This window comes from Bacillus sp. NPDC094077 (genome assembly GCF_050279465.1).
Classification (GTDB): Bacteria; Bacillota; Bacilli; order Bacillales; family Bacillaceae_G; genus Bacillus_A.
Genome location: NZ_JBNNUF010000005.1, coordinates 198,775 through 217,812, shown reverse-complemented (window position 1 = coordinate 217,812; position 19,038 = coordinate 198,775). Strand labels below are relative to the sequence as shown.

The 19,038-nt window shown below is 36.6% G+C and carries 19 protein-coding genes; 4 read left to right on the top strand and 15 right to left on the bottom strand.

The genetic code is table 11. From position 1 onward, the window contains the following. Positions 1–123: 123 nt before the first annotated feature. A complete protein-coding gene (locus ACQKNR_RS15290; protein WP_097996369.1) occupies positions 124–441 on the top strand; it encodes a radical SAM protein in 318 nt (105 codons plus the stop codon). A 28-nt stretch (positions 442–469) separates the two neighbouring features. On the opposite strand, the gene ACQKNR_RS15285 is transcribed toward ACQKNR_RS15290, so the two are convergent. Beyond that, the gene (locus tag ACQKNR_RS15285; protein WP_427318629.1) at positions 470–664 is read right to left on the bottom strand and encodes a hypothetical protein; all 195 of its coding nucleotides are present in this window, start codon (positions 662–664) and stop codon (positions 470–472) included. Between the two features lie 856 nt (positions 665–1,520). Between ACQKNR_RS15285 and ACQKNR_RS15280 the strand changes: the two genes are divergently transcribed. Next, on the top strand, positions 1,521–2,183 hold the full coding sequence (locus tag ACQKNR_RS15280) for a YitT family protein (RefSeq protein ID WP_427318628.1): 663 nt from the start codon (positions 1,521–1,523) through the stop codon (positions 2,181–2,183). Positions 2,184–2,216: 33 nt separating this feature from the next. On the opposite strand, the gene ACQKNR_RS15275 is transcribed toward ACQKNR_RS15280, so the two are convergent. Beyond that, a complete protein-coding gene (locus ACQKNR_RS15275; RefSeq protein WP_427318627.1) occupies positions 2,217–3,050 on the bottom strand; it encodes an EcsC family protein in 834 nt (277 codons plus the stop codon). 179 nt (positions 3,051–3,229) lie between these two features. On the opposite strand from ACQKNR_RS15275, the gene ACQKNR_RS15270 reads away from it, so the two are divergent. Continuing rightward, positions 3,230–3,664, top strand: coding sequence for an NUDIX hydrolase (locus ACQKNR_RS15270; RefSeq protein ID WP_427318626.1), 435 nt, complete (start codon positions 3,230–3,232; stop codon positions 3,662–3,664). A gap of 24 nt (positions 3,665–3,688) precedes the next feature. Here the strand turns inward: ACQKNR_RS15270 and ackA are convergent, their stop codons facing one another. The 5 genes from ackA to ACQKNR_RS15245 all read right to left on the bottom strand — a co-directional run bounded on the left by ackA (position 3,689) and on the right by ACQKNR_RS15245 (position 8,050). Continuing rightward, entirely contained in the window at positions 3,689–4,882 is a 1,194-nt protein-coding gene (gene ackA, locus ACQKNR_RS15265; RefSeq protein ID WP_427318625.1) for an acetate kinase, read from the bottom strand. A 299-nt stretch (positions 4,883–5,181) separates the two neighbouring features. Then, entirely contained in the window at positions 5,182–6,168 is a 987-nt protein-coding gene (locus tag ACQKNR_RS15260) for a class I SAM-dependent methyltransferase (RefSeq protein WP_427318624.1), read from the bottom strand. 200 nt (positions 6,169–6,368) lie between these two features. Further along, entirely contained in the window at positions 6,369–6,869 is a 501-nt protein-coding gene (gene tpx, locus ACQKNR_RS15255; protein ID WP_000024528.1) for a thiol peroxidase, read from the bottom strand. A 134-nt stretch (positions 6,870–7,003) separates the two neighbouring features. After that, the gene (ytfJ, locus tag ACQKNR_RS15250) at positions 7,004–7,399 is read right to left on the bottom strand and encodes a GerW family sporulation protein (RefSeq protein ID WP_000350005.1); all 396 of its coding nucleotides are present in this window, start codon (positions 7,397–7,399) and stop codon (positions 7,004–7,006) included. 12 nt (positions 7,400–7,411) lie between these two features. Beyond that, positions 7,412–8,050: a DUF2953 domain-containing protein gene (locus ACQKNR_RS15245; RefSeq protein ID WP_427318623.1), complete on the bottom strand. Its 639-nt coding sequence runs from the start codon at positions 8,048–8,050 to the stop codon at positions 7,412–7,414. A gap of 204 nt (positions 8,051–8,254) precedes the next feature. Here ACQKNR_RS15245 and ACQKNR_RS15240 point away from each other — a divergent pair, with 204 nt between their 5' ends. Further along, positions 8,255–9,058: an NAD kinase gene (locus ACQKNR_RS15240; RefSeq protein ID WP_427318622.1), complete on the top strand. Its 804-nt coding sequence runs from the start codon at positions 8,255–8,257 to the stop codon at positions 9,056–9,058. Between the two features lie 152 nt (positions 9,059–9,210). Here the strand turns inward: ACQKNR_RS15240 and ACQKNR_RS15235 are convergent, their stop codons facing one another. From ACQKNR_RS15235 to ACQKNR_RS15200, 8 genes are all read right to left on the bottom strand, one after another. Beyond that, positions 9,211–10,779: an amidohydrolase gene (locus ACQKNR_RS15235; RefSeq protein ID WP_427318621.1), complete on the bottom strand. Its 1,569-nt coding sequence runs from the start codon at positions 10,777–10,779 to the stop codon at positions 9,211–9,213. Between the two features lie 69 nt (positions 10,780–10,848). Continuing rightward, positions 10,849–11,280: a VOC family protein gene (locus ACQKNR_RS15230; RefSeq protein WP_427318620.1), complete on the bottom strand. Its 432-nt coding sequence runs from the start codon at positions 11,278–11,280 to the stop codon at positions 10,849–10,851. A 103-nt stretch (positions 11,281–11,383) separates the two neighbouring features. After that, complete coding sequence (mbcS, locus tag ACQKNR_RS15225; protein WP_427318619.1) at positions 11,384–12,970, bottom strand: acyl-CoA synthetase MbcS; 1,587 nt, start codon at positions 12,968–12,970, stop codon at positions 11,384–11,386. A 177-nt stretch (positions 12,971–13,147) separates the two neighbouring features. Further along, positions 13,148–13,342 carry a small, acid-soluble spore protein, alpha/beta type gene (locus ACQKNR_RS15220; RefSeq protein WP_427318618.1) on the bottom strand — a complete coding sequence of 65 codons (195 nt, stop codon included), beginning with the start codon at positions 13,340–13,342 and terminating at the stop codon, positions 13,148–13,150. A gap of 80 nt (positions 13,343–13,422) precedes the next feature. Next, the gene (thiI, locus tag ACQKNR_RS15215; RefSeq protein ID WP_427318617.1) at positions 13,423–14,637 is read right to left on the bottom strand and encodes a tRNA uracil 4-sulfurtransferase ThiI; all 1,215 of its coding nucleotides are present in this window, start codon (positions 14,635–14,637) and stop codon (positions 13,423–13,425) included. Between the two features lie 6 nt (positions 14,638–14,643). Continuing rightward, complete coding sequence (locus ACQKNR_RS15210) at positions 14,644–15,786, bottom strand: cysteine desulfurase family protein (protein ID WP_427318616.1); 1,143 nt, start codon at positions 15,784–15,786, stop codon at positions 14,644–14,646. Positions 15,787–16,163: 377 nt separating this feature from the next. Beyond that, a complete protein-coding gene (gene ezrA, locus ACQKNR_RS15205) occupies positions 16,164–17,876 on the bottom strand; it encodes a septation ring formation regulator EzrA (protein WP_427318615.1) in 1,713 nt (570 codons plus the stop codon). 209 nt (positions 17,877–18,085) lie between these two features. Next, positions 18,086–18,928: a LysR family transcriptional regulator gene (locus ACQKNR_RS15200; protein WP_427318747.1), complete on the bottom strand. Its 843-nt coding sequence runs from the start codon at positions 18,926–18,928 to the stop codon at positions 18,086–18,088. Positions 18,929–19,038 lie beyond the last annotated feature (110 nt).

Here is a 19,038-nt window from a genome sequence, read left to right as displayed (position 1 = left end):
AATTCAAACTTTAACACCTTTCACAAAATGTATCAAGGGGATTTTTCAATTTTTTTCAAACAATTTCGTCGAACTTCTTTCTGTTTTTATGTACAATATAAGCAGGAAAATGGGGGTGAACTTATGGAAAAGTATTTCTTATACGATGAACATCTAGGAATTGAAATTCCACATTTACAAGAAGACTGGGAAGACATCCCCGAAAAAATGCAACATGCTATTTTGCTCAAATGGGAACAAGTCCGCGGGAAGATCCCTGATCGTATAAAAGAACTGGAACACTATATTAATGCAAAACAACATCATTTAAACAACGAAGAGAACTTCGAAATTTCTTGCAAGCTTAATTCAGAAATTGCCGATCTCGCTTCCATCATTAACGATCTTTGGCTTTGGTATCGACTCACCCAAAATGTATCTGAGGGAAAAGCACACCAATGAAAAAAGCATGCCCCTCATTTATTTCGGGTCATGCTTTTTTGTCGTAACACGATTTACAATATATTTCTTGTGCTGTTTTTGCCAAACATACATCGAACGGACCAACTAATATATTTCTTTCTTTCGGCAACTTCACAAAAGCAACAAGCTCTTCTTCGTATTCAATCCTTTTCTGACATGAAATGCATTTTACTTCTTTCCTTTTAAACATTTCTTTTAGCATATTTCCACTCTCCCTTTCATCTACCTATATTAATATAATCTCATAACAATTAGATTCTGTAAAAAAATGACACATTACAAAGTAAAGGATTCATATACTATGTACAAAAGGAGGCCTCAAACTTATGCGAGCTTTTATTATTATCGCTTTAACATTTTTAATGTGTGATTAGCTGGGATGCCTTTTTTAAAGATAAAAGTGACGAAAATAACACAACCGAATAAATACTCTTCTTTTCTTACTTATTGGACAAACTTCTAAAAACTGTCCAATTCTACGAAATAACTTAGGCTTTTCTACAAAAATATTTAAACATAACAATTTTTGTAGATTCCCTCCGTTAATTGTCGGTTTCCATCCGCATACATTTTTTGAAAGTATGATATAATAATATAAATCTTGAAGGAAGGGATTTTGATATCATGATCGCTCGAAGGAGCATGTGGCATCGTATTGACGAATCATACACGTAGCGTATTTTTCAGCTCAGATACTTTAGTCTAGCGAAAAAAATACGAGAGTGGGGAAATTATGATTGCCCGAAGGATAATTTGGCAAAAAAAAGACTCTTCTTACACATAGCGTTTTGTTTAGGACTTAATTGTTACTAGCTAAACAAAACAAAGAAGAGCAGGATTGCTAAATGACGAATCCTACTCCACGTTTTGTTTAGTCGTTTTAAGACTTAAACTAAAACGAAGGTAGGGAGAATTGATGGACGAGAGGATTATTCGTTATTTCTTCAGCGACATATAGCGTAGTTAGTTTTTTCGTAAACTAACTGAAAGCTACATGTGAGCTCGTAGTTAGTTTACAACACAAAAAGGACTACTAACTACGGAAAGAAGGAATAACGATGAGGAACATCCAAAGTCGACAAATTATTAAAGAAGTTTTTATGGTTTTAATCGGTTCATTTATTTTAGCAGCAGCGCTATATCATATTCACTTCCAAAACCACTTAACAGAAGGTGGCTTTGTAGGTATTGCACTATTCATCCAAAATTTTTATGATATTTCACCATCTATTTCAACTGTAATAATGGATATCCCAATTATTTTACTGTGTGCTTCATTTTTAGGTAGAAAAATGGTTGGCTATTCATTCCTAGGTTCGATTTCATTCGGAGTATTTTATTCTCTTATGGAAAATTATTCTCCATTTACGGTAGATTTATCAAATAATTTATTTATAGCTGCAATAATTGGCGGTGCGTTAGCTGGTATTGGACTCGGTTTTATATTGCGATTTGGCGGTGCAACCGGTGGAGACGATATTTTAACAATTGTACTAAGTAAACGAACTCGTTTTACAATTGGGCAAATTTTCTTCGTCTTTGACGCGATTGTTCTTGCGCTTTCATTATATTATTTAAATTGGACAGAAATTGCTTTTACTATTCTTTCGATTGCCGTACAGGCAAAAACTTTGGATTTAATTTATTATCCAAAAACAGAAAAAGCAGAGGAAAAGCAACCAGTATCTATTCCAATGTCAAAAAAACATGCAACAAATTAAAAAAAAGCGAAAGGCTTCGGCCTCTCGCTTTTTTTACGCTCTCTTTTCTTTCTCCACTATGTGGCGCACTTGATAAAATCGATTCGCAAATTCAGTAACATTTCTTGTTAAACGATAATTCACTGTAGATCCGATTGCCATTCCGATTACTGGGATGCCTTGGAATAATTTACGACGAAGCGCATAAATCGAAAATGTTTTCAAAATTTGTTTTAGCACAACTTCGGTAGAAGCTGGTTGTAACACCGCTTCGTCTCCTTCATAAAAGAACGAATCTTCTTGCTCCAGCTCTTGCAGCAAATTGTACCATGCGTATTGCTGAAGTCTTCCTGGTAGTAATGACGCATGAAACACCTTTAGCGCCAGCATCATTTCATAAGGCTTGTTCACATCATGCCCAAACGATGTTGCAATCAGTTGGACAGCCTTCACATTTAACGCAATCATAACCGGAAAATCAGCCGTTAATAATAATAAACCTCCAGCACCCGTTGCTCCGCCTTGTACGAATGAATATAGACGATGACGCGCTGTTTGTTGCTCTGCTATGTATGTTAACTGATCAATAGATAATGCTTTCAAATCTTCAAGTTGCTCAATTGATTCATCAAATAATCTCGACGTTCCTAAAATACGATTACGCGCATCTAACTGTGATTGTGAACTTTGAATAAACGCATGCAAATGAAAGAGCCATCCATCTGCTTTCGCAAAAAAGTCTTTTCGTTTTTTCTCAGGCAATTTCGCAACTGTAGTATGTAACCATTTATCAAACATTTTTTGAAAATCGGTCGCTTCTTGCTCAACTAATTGTGCTTCCCATTCCTTTATATTGTCTAAAATGGCTTGTTCTCGCTTTGATCGCATCGTAACAACCACCTCGTTCGATTTTTTTCTATTGTAACATATTTGCAAATATGCTTGTATATCGCACGTTCTTTATTTACAGCCTAAGTCCAAGAATTTATCCGAATACATGTTATCAATTTCTACTTAGCTACATTATAATCATCCTTATACAAAACAAATAAGGAGCGATTATACATATGTATCCACGCGCAAAAGCTTTCGGCATCACTTTGCATCACGATCGACTTCTCGTACAAGAATATCATACAGGCAACGAAACATATTATCGACCTCTTGGTGGTTCAATTGAACTTGGTGAAAAATCAGCAGATACAGTCATTCGAGAATTTAAAGAGGAGCTTCATGTAGAAATAGAAATTACCAATTATTTAGGTTGCTTAGAAAACATTTTTCATCTAGGTGAGAAAATGGGTCATGAGATCATTCAACTATATTCTTTGCGCTTATTAGACACATCACTGTATGAAATCGAAATACTAAATATACAAGATGAACAAACAATGTCATATGCAAAATGGATTCCCATTCCTGCATTCATTCAGAAGGAAAAAGTACTATATCCAGATGGGATTTTAAAATATATCCAAAAGAAAAAAGACGAAATCCTATAAGGATCCCGCCTTTCTTTTCATATATTAACCAATATCTCCAAGACGTAGTACGTCACGAGCGATCATAACTTCTTCGTCAGTTGGAATTACGATAATTTTTACTGGAGAGTGTGGGAAGCTGATGAATGCTTCTTCACCAAATACGTTATTACGTTTTGCATCGAAGTATACGCCCATGTACTCAAGGCCTTCTAATACGCGCTCACGAATAACTGCACTGTTTTCACCGATACCAGCTGTGAAGATGATTGCGTCTACACCTTTCATACGAGCTGTGTAAGAACCGATGTATTTGTGGATACGGCTTACGAATACATCAAGTGCTACTTTCGCACGGTGGTCGCCTTCTTCTTCTTTAGAAATGATGTCACGTAGGTCACTTGAGTAACCAGTAAGACCTAACATACCACTCTTCTTATTTAATACGTTAACTACTTCTTCTACTGTTTGGCCTGTTTTTTCCATAATGTATGGAATTAACGCAGGGTCAATGTTACCAGAACGTGTACCCATTGTTACACCAGCAAGTGGAGTGAAGCCCATAGAAGTATCGATAGATTTACCGCCTTCTACTGCTGCGATACTTGCACCGTTACCTAAGTGACAAGAAAGCAGGCTTAAGCTTTCAAGTGGACGACCTAATAATTCAGCCGCACGCTCAGTTACGTATTTATGAGAAGTTCCGTGGAAACCGTATTTACGGATACCAAATTTCTCATAGTACTCATATGGTAAGCTGTATAAGAATGCAGATTCTGGCATTGTTTGGTGGAATGCTGTATCGAATACTGCTACTGCTGGTACGTTTGGTAATACTTCTTGGAACGCTTTAATACCAACAATGTTTGCTGGGTTATGAAGTGGTGCTAAATCGCTTAATTCTTCGATATCAGTTAATACTTCATCAGTAATTAAAACAGAGTCAGCAAATTTTTCGCCGCCGTGAACAACACGGTGACCGATACCACCAATCTCATCTAGAGACTTAACGATTCCATTTTCAGTTAATTTGTTAAGAAGCATATTAACTGCTACTGCGTGATCTGGGATGTTTGTAATTTCTTTTTGTTTTTCGCCATCTACAGTAATAGTGAAGATACTATCTTCTAAACCGATACGTTCTACTAAACCTTTTGTTAATACTGTTTCACTTGGCATTTCAAATAATTGGAATTTTAAGGAAGAGCTTCCTGCGTTAATCGCGATGATTTTTGACATCTAGTCTTTCGCCCCTTTTTCTCTTGGTAGTTGTGTGGATCATTCCACAAACCGCTCGATTTTATCTAATTAAATTCACTCACTATGAAAACGTTTCATCATCAGTGAATTTTATACTCACGATTTTAATTTAAACATCGTCCGACATATATTTCAAGTGAAAAAATTGTAACACCAAGAAAAAAAATATATTACAGATTTCAAAAAAATTCAGTTAAATCTTGTATATATTAAAAAATATTACATATCATATACAACTGTACTACATTAATCACTAACCCTGTTACATATATATTGTGTTATTTGTGTGTTGCAAACCAAGTATTTAATTGATCCATAATATCCTCCATAGCCTTCATGTTAGAGAATTTAGGTAATTCCACTAGTAATGCCTGTTTCGGCATTGTTACACCCTGGCCTTTCTTTTGGAGAACAAATATACTTTTTGCATTTTTCTCGTTTTTAAACATGGAAACAGGTAGCTGTAATAGCCCTTGAATAAAGCATGTTTCTTTAATAAATGCATGTAGCTTTGGCGCTTGATCACTTTCAAAAATGAAGTTTGGTACTAAGAAGAATAAATACCCGCCTTCTTTCGTATGCTTCACACTTTGTTCAATAAATAAGTGATGCGCATATGACATTCCTTCATCTGCTTTTAACGTATATTCACTTGCACCGATTTCATTTGGATAGTAACCAATTGGTAAATCTGAAACAACTGCATCAACTGGATCGATATAAAGTGGTGCTAGTCCATCTTGATGGAAGAATTCGATTGCATGCTTTTGTAAATTCGCATTTACTAAAGCAAGTTTGATTAACACTTCATCCACTTCTACACCAAATCCACTCATTGCTAATCCTTCTTTGGCACTATTAAACACTGTCGTCATTAAGTTACCTGTTCCAATCGCAGGATCCAACACAGTGATTTCATTTTGATCCTTCATAAATTTATGGAATAAGTAGCTCATGAACATCCCAACTGCATCTGGCGTCATTTCATGATTCGCTTGTACGCCTTCTTTCATTCCTTTTAAAATGGCTAGCTGAAATGCTTTACGAATATCTTCACCTTTATATGTTTCTTCATTAAACGCACTATATTCACGATTCAACCTTTCAATTGTTGATTCGGATAATTCCTCTTGTAAAATCGCTCCTTCAAACAAGTTATCACCTGTTTCTACAAGGGCCTCTAGATATGTTACATCTAATTCTTTACGTAAAATTGCCGTAGAAGAATCAAAAATAGAAAATAATGTTTCTAATGCCTGACTCACGTACATTCCTCCTTCTCTCATTTACACATAACTTATATCATACCACAAAGTGATTTTTTCCAAAAAGAAAAAGCGACCTCCTGTTAAGAGCTCCCTTTTCATGTATATATGACATAACATTTTTTCTCATATATCGGTACCGTTACGTAGCAATATATGAGAAAAAACGACCTCTTTATAAGAGGTCATCTTCCTTCACATTATTTTGCAGCTTTAGCTGCTTCTAATGCTGCTTCATAGTTTGGATGACTTGTACCTTCGCTTACGTATTCTACGTAAACTACTTTGTCATTGCTATCTACTACGAATACTGCACGAGCAAGTAAACGAAGCTCTTTCATTACTAAGCCGTAAGCTTCACCAAATGAAAGGTCACGGTGGTCAGAAAGTGTTACAACATTTTCTAAACCGTTTGCTGCACACCAGCGTTTTTGAGCGAATGGTAAGTCAGCGCTAATTGTTAATACTTTCGCGTTTTCAATACCTGCTGCATCTTGGTTAAAACGACGTGTTTGTGCATCACACACACCTGTGTCGATTGAAGGTACAACACTAATTAATTTCACTTCGCCTTTGTATGTTTCTAAACTTACTGGAGATAAGTCGTTTGCTAATACTTGGAAGTTTGGCGCTTGATCGCCAACTTTAACTTCTGTTCCAACTAAAGTCATTGGATTACCTTTAAAAGTTACGTTTGCCACTTAAAAATCCTCCCTTATTTAAACAAAATATGTACAATGTAAATGATAGTTTGTCCCTATCGATAATGCAAATAAAATCGCTTTATTTACAAAAAAATTAAAGAAGCCAATCCATTGATCAGCTTCTCTATTCGTTAAATTTGAAATTCAGGATCATCTTCTTTTCGTTTATCCATCATTTCTTTCACTTTATCAACAGCTTGTGGTGCTAATTCAATTATTTTATCGATGACGTGTGTTTGCTTATCTAAGTGTAACACTTTCACACCTTCTCCATTTATAACAAGAAAGGCAACAGGATTAATGGAAACTCCTCCACCACTACCTCCACCAAATGGATGACGGCCCGAATGTTCTACTTTACCAAACTCACTTCCACCAGCAGCAAATCCGAAACTAACTTTCGAAACTGTAAGAATTACACTTCCATCGGCTGCTTTAATTGGATCACCAACAATTGTATTTACATCAGTCATTTGTTTTAAATGCTGCATTGCAGTTGTCATTAAACCTTGAATTGGATGGTCCATTCTATATCCCCCCTATGCTTGAACAGATTTTTCTGTCATACCAGACCTTTGCTTTCTCATAAACAGAAGCAATTTCACCGCTGTTTTTACAGTACGGAATATACGAAAAGATGCTGTTAACTCACATCTTGATGCAAACCCTTTCCCTTGAAAAACAGGGGTAATTTCAAATTCTGGTACGTCGACAATATGCATATATTGTCCTACAATTCCAGCAGCCATTCCTTTTGTCCCCCATGCATATCCAGTGACAATTCCAGTACTAGCTGCGTCGCCTGCTCCAATTTGCGAATGCCATTTCCAACCATTGATTTTCACTCGTTTGAGAAAACCTTTAACGATAGTATGAACTTCTTGGAGCTTTTTTATCAGTTCCCCCATGCTATCGAGTTGTGCCATAATTTTATTATCGATTCCGCCGTCCTTTTCAGCTTTTTCGATTTTTTGTCCTGTTTTCTTCTGTTGCTTTTCAATTCTTTCCAACACATCGAATGTAAATCGAATCATCCATATTTTCACTTGAAACAAACATTGCTTTTCCATTTCTGAATATAAAAATGTCACCTTAAGCGATATTTTCGACAATAGTATAAGCAAAATAAATAGGAGAAGAATTATTATTCCAATTGCGAGCCACTTCATACGTATCATCCTTTCACTCCGTACCCATTATCGACAAGTTTATTCATCATTAAACAAAGTTTCGTAAGATTGAATATAAAAATTTTTCTAAAAATGAGAAGGTATTTTGACAATTTATATCGAAATATATTATTTGAACATATCATCGAGAACGTATTCTATTGATATGTAGCACGAAGAACAGAAAATTTAACTGCAGTGGAGGGATACATAATGGCAGATCGTCGCAATTTATTTTTCTTTTATGGTGATGACAAAGCAACGCTCGTTGAAAAAATGAAACCAATCTATCTTATTTTAGAAGAGAATGGATTTACCATATTAGATCATCCAAAAAATGCAAACGCTATCGTCAGTGTTGGAGATGATGCAACTTTCTTACAAGCCGTTCGTAAAACTGGTTTTAGAGAAGATTGTTTATACGCAGGGATTTCTACGAAAGATGAAATTTCGTTCTACTGCGATTTCCATATTGATCACGTTGATACAGCCCTTCAAGAAATTACAAAAAATGAAATTGAAGTGCGAAAATATCCAACAATTCAGGTAGATGTAGATCACGGTACATCTTTCCATTGTTTAAATGAGTTCTCATTACGCTCTAGCATTATTAAAACATTCGTTGTAGATGTTCACGTTGACGATTTATATTTCGAAACATTTAGAGGTGACGGTTTAGTTGTTTCTACCCCAACGGGAAGTACAGCTTACAATAAATCATTACATGGCGCAGTTGTTGATCCGCTTATCCCATGCTTCCAAGTAAGCGAACTAGCATCTTTAAATAACAACACATACCGTACGCTCGGTTCACCGTTCATTTTAAATCACGAACGTACACTAACTTTAAAACTTAGACCAGACGGTAACGATTATCCTGTTATCGGCATGGATAACGAAGCGCTTAGCATTAAACAAGTGGAGAAAGCTGTTGTTCGATTAAGCGATAAACAAATTAAAACTGTTAAATTAAAAAATAATTCCTTCTGGGAAAAAGTACAGAGAACGTTTTTATAGTAATAAAATAACCGCAGAATTATGGAATCCTATAATTCTGCGGTTATTTATTTATCCCGATTGGTGCGGGCGACCTCCACTTATTAGTCGAACGATATTATTGTCAATTTTTGTCGGTAAGTCGATATATTCCGAAAATCGCTGATATATTTTTATGCATCTTTCCTATACACAATCTTCCCATCAATAACGGTCATTTCTGCTTGCACTTCTTTTATTTCTTCTGTATCAATTTCAAATATGTCACGGTCTAATATTGTAAAGTCCGCTTCATATCCTTTTGTAATTTGTCCTCGCTGCGCCTCTTTTCTGATTGCATAGGCACTTCCTGTCGTAAACAAAGAAACTGCCTCATATACCGTTAACTTTTCTTCTGGCATATAGCATACGCCGTCAATAAAGCTTCGACGTGTAACAGCACTATATATGCCTAAAAACGGATTTACTTGTTCAATTGGAGCATCAGATCCTCCGTTACAATGTAATCCCGCATCGAGTAACGTCTTCCAAGCGTATGCATAACGAAGGCGATGTTCTCCTAACTTTTCAATGACTGACGGAAAATCTGATGAAACAAAGACTGGCTGTATATCAATGATTGCTTGCAAACTCTTCATTCTTTCAATTAATTCTTCACGAGCAAGCTGGCAATGAATAATACGGTCACGTAATCCTTCTGCAGGTGGATATAATTCAAGCGCATCAATTACATATTCAAGTGATAAATCACCGATTGTATGAATGGCAACCGGCATATGTAAATCACGTGCTTTCTTCACTAACTCTGCAAGTTCTTCACGTGAAAAAATGGCAACTCCATTCGTTTCCTTCGCATCTTCATACGGTTCACTTAATAAAGCCGTTCTTCCGCCAAAAGAGCCGTCAGAAAAAATTTTCATCGCTCCAAATTCAATATAATGCTCATTTTCATATTCGTTTCGTTCATTCGCTACTTCATGATGAACGAGTAAATGTGCTTTAAACGGCATTTCGTTTATAACATGTGAAAACGCATTGTACGTTTTTTGAAAGCCGCCATAATAATTTAAGTCTTCCGTATGTCCGCCAACAAGCCCGTATTGCCAGCAATCCTTAATTGCTGTTTGCAGCGCTCTTTGTAAATAAGCTTCATCAATTTCAGGCTGAACATGTTTAATTAATTCTTGTCCTTGCTCATATAAAAGTCCTGTTAACTTATTAGACGCATCACGACCAATTTTCCCGCCTTTCGGGTCTTGCATCGCTTCTGTTATGTTCGCTTCTTGCAGTATGTATGAGTTTACCCATGTAACGTGACGACAAACTCGTTTTAATAGAATGGGATGTTCTTTCGAAATTGCATCTAAATCTTTTACATGAACATCTTTCGTATCTGTAAAGTTATTTTCATTCCATCCTTCTCCGATAATCCAAGAACCTTTTGACGCTTCTTCTACGCGCTTCTGAACAAGGGTAAGCACTTCACCATAAGATGTGCAATTTGATAGGTCTAGACGAAGCAATCTCTCTCCATGCCCAATAAGGTGCATATGGCTATCAACGAGACCTGGAATCATTGTTTTACCTTCTAAATCGTACAATTCTACCGCAGCATATCGGTTTTCTAACTCTTTCTTACTCCCGACATCAATGATTCTGCCGTTTTCAACATAAATAGCTTCTGTTTTTTCATTTTCTTCTCTCATCGTGTAAATGGTGCCGCCGTACCAAATTTCTCCCATATATCCCATCTCCTTTGTTTTATTGTATAAAAAAAAGCACCATTTCAAAACATGGTGCTTTTCCAAAAATTAATTTTGTTCAGTAGGATTCGTTGTAATTTGCCATTCAATACTAAATTTATCTTTTACTTGTCCGTATGCTGGGCTCCAGAAAGTTTCTTGAAGTGGCATGATAACTTCTCCACCTTCTTGTAACTTATCAAATACTTCTTTTGCTTTTTCTGCATTACTAATTCGAATTGCAATCGTTACTTGAGATCCGATCGCATGCCCTTGACCTGGGAATGTATCAGAAATCATAAGTTCCGTATTACCAACTTTTAAATGAGCATGTAAAACGCGCTCTTTCGCTTCAGCTGGAATCGGGTATTCTGGATTTTCAGGCATGTCACCAAACGTTTGCATTACTTCTACTTTTGCGTCTAACGCCTCTTTATAAAACTGTACAGCTTCTTGCCCACTACCATCTAAAACTAAGTACGGATTAATACCTAAAATCATACGGACACCTCTTTTTTTAAGTTTATAAAATCGAACTTGTGTTCGTTTTTATAATATCATCGTTTTGCATCTCATTCAACTATTTACTTCACTATTTTCAAAATTATTTTGACGGAAGCTCCATCTCTTGTTTTCTAAGTTCAATACGGCGAATTTTTCCGGAAATCGTTTTTGGTAGTTCATCTACAAATTCAATTTTACGAGGATATTTATATGGCGCAGTGAGTTCTTTGACGTGTTGTTGGAGTGCTGGAATTAGTGTTTCTTCGTTCTTGTCTATATTCTCTCTTAATACGATAAATGCCTTCACGACACTTCCGCGAATTTCATCAGGACTTGCGACAACCGCACATTCTCTTACGTAAGGATGTTTTACAAGTGCATCTTCTACTTCGAACGGCCCGATTGTATAACCAGAGCTAATAATAATATCATCACCGCGCCCTTCAAACCAGAAATAGCCGTCTTCATCCTTTTTCGCTTTATCACCGGTAATATAATAATCACCACGGAACTGCATCGCTGTTCGCTCATCGTCTTTATAATATTGTTTAAAGAGGGCTGGTGTTTCAATGTGAACTGCAATATCACCAACTTCTCCTACCTGCATCGGAATTCCTTCTTCATTTACAATATCAACGTGGTTGCCTGGCGTCGGTTTCCCCATTGATCCCGGTCTAATATCCATTCCTTTCATTACACCAACAAGTAACGTATTTTCCGTTTGCCCATAACCGTCTCTTACTGTAATATCAAAATGTTTTTGGAACGTTTCAATAACTTCCCTATTTAACGGTTCACCTGCTGATACAGCGCTATGTAACGCTTCTAAATTATACTCATTTAAGCTTTCTACCTTAGCCATTAACCTATACTCAGTCGGCGTACAACAAAGCACATTCACCTTATTATCGTCTAATAAATTCAAATACGTTTTCGGTTCAAATTTACCGTGGTATACAAATCCTGTTGCACCAGAACCGAGAGTTGCTAAAAACGGGCTCCAAATCCATTTTTGCCAGCCAGGACTAGCTGTTGCCCATACAACATCATTCTCTTCAATTCCGAGCCAATTTGGAGCGCTCGTACGTAAATGAGCGTATGCCCATGCATGCGTATGAACGACACCTTTCGGATTTCCTGTCGTCCCTGACGTGTAAGATAAAAAGACCATATCTTCTTTATCTGTTTTCGCCATTTCTAACATGTCATTTTCTGTTTCTAATGCTGTTTTTAAATTGACCCATCCGTCTACTGACTGCTCACTCAGAACAAACTTTTGAAGAGATTCCATTGCCTCTATATCGCCAAACTGGCCAATGTACGGCTCATAACTTACAATCGCTTTTACTTCCCCGTGTCCAATTCGGTATTCAATATCTTTTTTACGCAACATTTCCGAGCTCGGAATTACGACAAATCCTGCTTTAATCGCAGCAATATACGTCATGTAAGCTTCAATTAAACGCGGCATCATAATAAGGAGCTTGTCCCCTTTTTGTAAGCCACTTTTTATAAAAGCGTTTCCAATTTTATTTGCACCTTGCATTAATTCAAAATATGTAACTTCTCGTCTATTCCCTTTATCATCTTGCCAAATTAAAGCAAGCTTCTCTTTATCACCTGTATATTTCTCTATTTCTGAAACTAAATTATAAGATGGTGGCGCCAACAATTCCTCTCTCTTCATAAAACATCCTCCTTTATTTCTATGCCTCCCTTATATAATAAAGAATTTTCAGTAAATTTTGAACCCTCTTCTTTTGACAATTTTTTTATGCCTATGTCGAAATGAATTTATAATGTTACAAATAACAAAAAGAAAGAGCGGGAAGAACCCGCTCTTTCTAAGCCATCTTATATGGGATTATTTTTGGAAACCGCCTAATTGTTGCTCAGCTAATGAAACTAGACGTTTAGTGATTTCGCCACCAACAGAACCGTTAGCACGAGATGTTGAATCAGCTCCAAGTTGAACACCAAACTCTTGAGCGATTTCGTATTTCATTTGGTCTAATGCTGCTTGAGCACCAGATACCGCTAATTTATTGTTGCTTGCCATGTTGTATCACCTCCTTGTGAGTATAGAGTGTGATAAACAACATGACTTCATACATATTTTAGATATGGTAATTTATGGTTTTAGAAAAGTTCTTCGAATTTTTCTTCTTCCGCCACTACTTCTACCGTTTGTAATACCATTGTTTCTTTGTTCGCTACAGCTTCTTCGATTAATGGTGTGAAATCGTATTTCGCTTCAAAACGATTTGCTTTTTCACGCTTCGGCTTTGTAGCTGGGCTTGCTGGTGTAAATACTGTACAGCAATCTTCGTATGGACGAATTGAGATATCATATGTGCCGATTTCTTCAGCGATTTTAATAATTTCTAATTTATCCATCGTAATAAGCGGACGAACAACTGGATAGTTTGTTACCTCATTAATCGTATGCATACTATCTAGTGTTTGACTTGCTACTTGTCCAAGACTTTCTCCAGTCGTAATTGCAAGTGCGTTACGCTCCTCTGCGATACGCTCTGTAATGCGCATCATCATACGGCGCATAACTGTCATTGAATAGCTAGATGGAATTTCTTTATTAATCGTTTTTTGCACTTCTGTAAATGGAACAAGGTGAAGTGTTACACGTTTACAGTACTTCGTTAATTCTTGTGCTAAATCGATTACTTTTTGTTTTGCACGCTCACTTGTGAAAGGTGGACTATGGAAGTGAACTGCCTCCACAGATACGCCGCGTTTCATCGTTAAGTACGCTGCTACTGGGCTATCAATACCACCAGAAAGAAGGACCATTACTTTTCCGCCAACGCCAACTGGTAAACCGCCAGCTCCCATACGCTCATCGCACATAATGTAGCTATAGCCACTGCGAATTTCGACACGTACATTTACATCTGGATTATGAACATCTACTGTAATATCTTCTGTATTTTCTAGAATATGTCCACCAATCTCAGGTAATAATTCCATCGTTCTCATCGGGAAATGCTTATAAGAACGGTGTACAGTAATTTTAAATGTTTTCACATCGCCTTTTACTTGTAAGAAAGCTGCTAATGCACCTTTTTTAATGTCTTCTAATTCTGATGGTACTTTCATCGCTAAGTTAAACTTATGAATACCGAATACATCCTTCAATCTTTCAGAGATCGCTTCATGATCTTCACCATTTAACTGGATGTACATACGGTCATGTGTTGCATCGATTTTAATATTTGAGAATTTTTTCAGTTTGAACTTAACGTTATCTTTTAATGTGCTTACAAATTTAGAACGGTTCTTACCTTTTGTCGTCATTTCTCCGTAACGAACTAAAATGTATTCATATGTCATCATATTTCTTTACCTCATCACTTCATATAATTTTGGCATTGTCTCTTTTACAATACCTTCAAATTGTTTTACTTCTTCCATCGTGTTTTCCGGTGCCAAACTAATACGAATGGCACTTGCAGCAGCAGCATGCGGTACTCCCATTGACACTAACACCCTGCTCACTTCATTTGCTTTTGAAGAACAAGCAGACTTCGTTGATACATATACGCCGTGCTCTTCTAAAGCATGAACAACCACTTCCGGTTTTAAACCGACAAACGACACATTTAAAATGTGTGGTGCTGCATATGCAAGTGATGTATTAATCGTTACATCTTCCAGCTCTTTAAAGAAACGGACAAGCTCTGTTTGTAAACTTTGCAAATGAGCTACCTTTTCTTTCACTTGTTCCATCGTCATACGAAGTGCTTTCACCATCGCTACAATACCAGGTAAGTTTTCTGTACCTGAACGATACTTGAGCTCTTGTTGACCACCTGATAAAATCGGATCTAATCTTACGCCATCACGTACGTAAAGAAGACCCGTCCCTTTTACACTGTGGAATTTATGTCCAGATATTGAGCAAAGATCAATATGAGAAGCATATAAATCAAGCGGTACTTTTCCTATCCCTTGTACATGGTCCACATGGAATCTTATTTTCGGATAATTCGATAATAACGTTCCAATTTCAGCAACGGGCTGAATTGCTCCAGTTTCGTTGTTCACATGAATAATTGACACAAGAATCGTATCTTCACGAAGCGCTCGCTTCACATCCTCTACCGATACAACACCATGCTCGTTAACCGGTAAATAGGTTACATCAAACCCGAGTTCTTCTAATTGCTTATATGCCTCAAACACAGACGCGTGTTCAATATTTGTTGTAATGATATGTTTGCCGCGCGAACGATTCCTCATCGCTATCCCTTTAATCGCAAGGTTATTCCCTTCCGTTCCACCTGATGTAAAAATAATTTCAGAAGGTTTAACGTGAAGAAGCTGCGCTGCAATCGTTCTTGATTGTGTTAATAGACGCTCTGCCTCTCCTCCAAGCGAATGAATAGAAGAAGGATTACCAAAATATTTCCCAGCAACCGTTACGTACGATTGAAGAGCTTCTGGATATGGCTTCGTCGTCGCACTATTATCAAAATAGATCATCGTTCTTCCCCTTTCAGCGCTATCACATCATATAATCATATCATAAATACGTGTATTTACGCTAAGACTACTCAAAGGTTCCGTTTTATCCCGATTGGTGAAGACTACTAATTAGCGGGAATGCCCCCACTGATTAAAGTTTCACTTTATCCCGCATTAACGGGCAGTAAGACTCCCATCCCAAAATTCAGCTGGAGCAAAGAAGTTAGGTGGGAGATCAACTGCCCGTAAAAGCCCGATTGGTTCAACTAATAATCAGTAGGGGATGGCCCCCCACTGATTAAAGTTTCACTTTATTTTGAAACGAATAACCTTACTGTATTCCGCTATTCATTATAGCAACATCGCCTTCAAAATTACACAAAAAAACAAACCCTTTATGAAAGGGTTTGTCCATTGTCTACATATTCAGCTATTTTTTGAACAACGCCAGGTTCAAGTTGCTCTAGTACAGAAGCCGCTTGTTCTAAAGCTGCATCGTATTGATATTCACGGAATAATTTCTCCGCATAATTTAAGCTTTCTGCAAGATTTTCATCATGACTGCGGTAACGGTTGCCGTATTGAATTAATTTTTCAACTAAATACGCTTGTCCAATTAACTCTTCTGTCATTTCAGCTACACCGTTAACAGTTGTGTATGCTTCTTCTAAACTGCTATTTACAGCATTCATATTTAACGGTTTTACTTCTAATTGTTCATATACAGCTTGCATTGCCATTTGCCCTCTTTGTAAATCTTCCATGATGCTCTCTGGAAGACCTGGCAAATTCGACTTTTGCATAAAGCGTTTCGTTTCTAAAATTGTATTTCGCATTTCCTGTAACTTCTCACGTGCTTCAAATTCTTCTTTACGCATCGCTTGTAGCATTTCTTTATATTCTGCATGAAGCACTTTTAACGTTTCACATTGCTCATAAACCTCTTCTAGTTCTTCACGAATAATAGAGAATGCAATATCTTGTTCAGCAACGCGTAATTGCATCACTTCAAAACGTTTCATTAAAATGTGCATTTGCTTTTCAATTACTTTTTGAGACTCAATATCCTTATCTTGTAACTGATAGCTTTGTTTCACAAGTTGTGTTTCTGCTTTCGTTTCAATTGCTTCTTCACGAAGTTCTTCTAAATCTTCATAGACGGAAAGTGTTTTTTGCTCTACATAATGTTTCGCATGTACTTCTTGTTCAAGTTGGTCATAGAAACCGTCTAAACGAGTTTTTAAGTTTTCCACTTTTTCAGCCGCTTCCGTTATATGAAGCTCCTGTATATCCATTAAACATGTTTGTAGTTGTTTCGTCATATCGCGGACTTCTTTAGGGATTTCCAAGTAATCTAATACATAACCTTGTCTTACCATATCATTATGGCCGTGTAATAAATCTTCCAGTTGAACCGGTAACGTTGCTTGACACTCTACCAATAAATCTGGAATTTGATGAATAATGATTTCTAAATTAGCTAAACCTTCTTCCAAACTAATAACAATTTCTCTCGCTTTTAAATAATCACCATTATTTGTTGCCTCTTCAAAAGTTTTGAACTTCTCCGATTCAACATCTAACATCTCTTCAATTTTCTGCTCAGCTGCTCCATACATATGTCTATGAGCAAGAACACTCTTTTTCATACTACGATATGTATCACGTAACCCTTCAATTTCCGAGCTATTTTTCTCATGGCTTTCTAACAGTTGCTGTAATTCATTTAAAATATCAGTAATACGATTATCAGCGTCATCTAAACCACTTATGGATTCGTTCATCGCATGCTTTGCTTTTCGGAAGGAGAATTGCGAGGCGAATTTTCGCGCTTGCCCTAAATCTTTTTCAGCTTTCGGAAGAGTTGTTGTTACAATTTCATCCCACTCTTCACGCCATTTACCAAACAGCTCTTCTGTTTGACCTGTCATATTTAAATCTTTCACCCGTTTTAATTCATCTGCCACAGGTTTATCTTTTATTTCTTGTTTCCACTGCTCCAGTGCTTCAATATCTTTATATGAACGATTTCTTATCACAAGCTCTATCATGAGCAGCACTAGAATAGAGCTTACTACAATGATAACGATCGTCAGGATAGAATCCATGCAAAAAAGCCTCCTAGTTATATCTCTTTTTTTGTCCGTTCCGTTTATGAAATGGAAGGCATTATGTATAAAAAGGGAATTCCCCTATATTTAACAACTAACAATGTACTAATCATACCATGTAATGGCGTGTTTTTGACCTAGTTTTTTTAAAATTTCATGTTTCTTTCAATGTAATTGTAATCTTTCTCAACCTTCCGTCCACTTGACTACCGATCCTCATCAAATGATTGTAATAACAAGCACTCTTTCATATGAGATGCAAAATAAATCTTCCGCATGAGTGGGGGTTCAACAGAAATCGCATGCACATTCCCCCGCTTTACCGCTTGCTCTACTGACATTTCTGGAAGTAAAGTGATACCCAGTCCAGCTTCAACCATCGCAAGCATCGGTTCTGCATAAGAAGTTTCAAATGCAATGATTGGTTTCGCACCTATACCTTGAAACATGTTCATAATCATTCTCCTTACATCACATATTTCTGGGTATACGATTAACTTTTCATTTTGCAAATCTTCCATTCGGATTATTGTTTTCTCTTTATAAGGATGATCATTTGAAACTACACAAACGATTTTTTCTTCCCGCATTTCTTTTATACATGTAGCGCCTTCTACTACTGAATCGACGAACATCGCTTCAATCTTCCGTGCTTTAAACAATTCCATTAATACTTTCGTGTGCTCAATTTTCCATTCTACTTCGAATCCATCACCTAATATATCTTTACATTTCGATATGTAATGCGCCGCTAAACTTGGCAATATACCTATAGAGATTTTCCGTTTCTCTTGATATTTCTTCATTTCCGTTTTCACTTCATGTATTTGTTCCAAAATCGGTAACATTCTTTTTATAAATAACTCTCCAGCTTTTGTTAACTCTACTCCTTGAGCGGAACGTTTTAATAAAGTAATCTCTAAATCCGCTTCTAATCTTTGAATCTGTTTACTAAGCGCTGGTTGTGAAATATGTAAAAGCTTACTCGCCTTTGATAAACTTCGCGTATGCTTTACTTCAATAAATGATCGTACTGCCTCCAAATCCATCATATACACCTCTAACAAAAAGTTATAACTGTTATAAAAAATCGATATTTCCTTCCATAAATACTTACTCTTTATACTTATTTCATCAACTTACTATAACGAAATGTAAA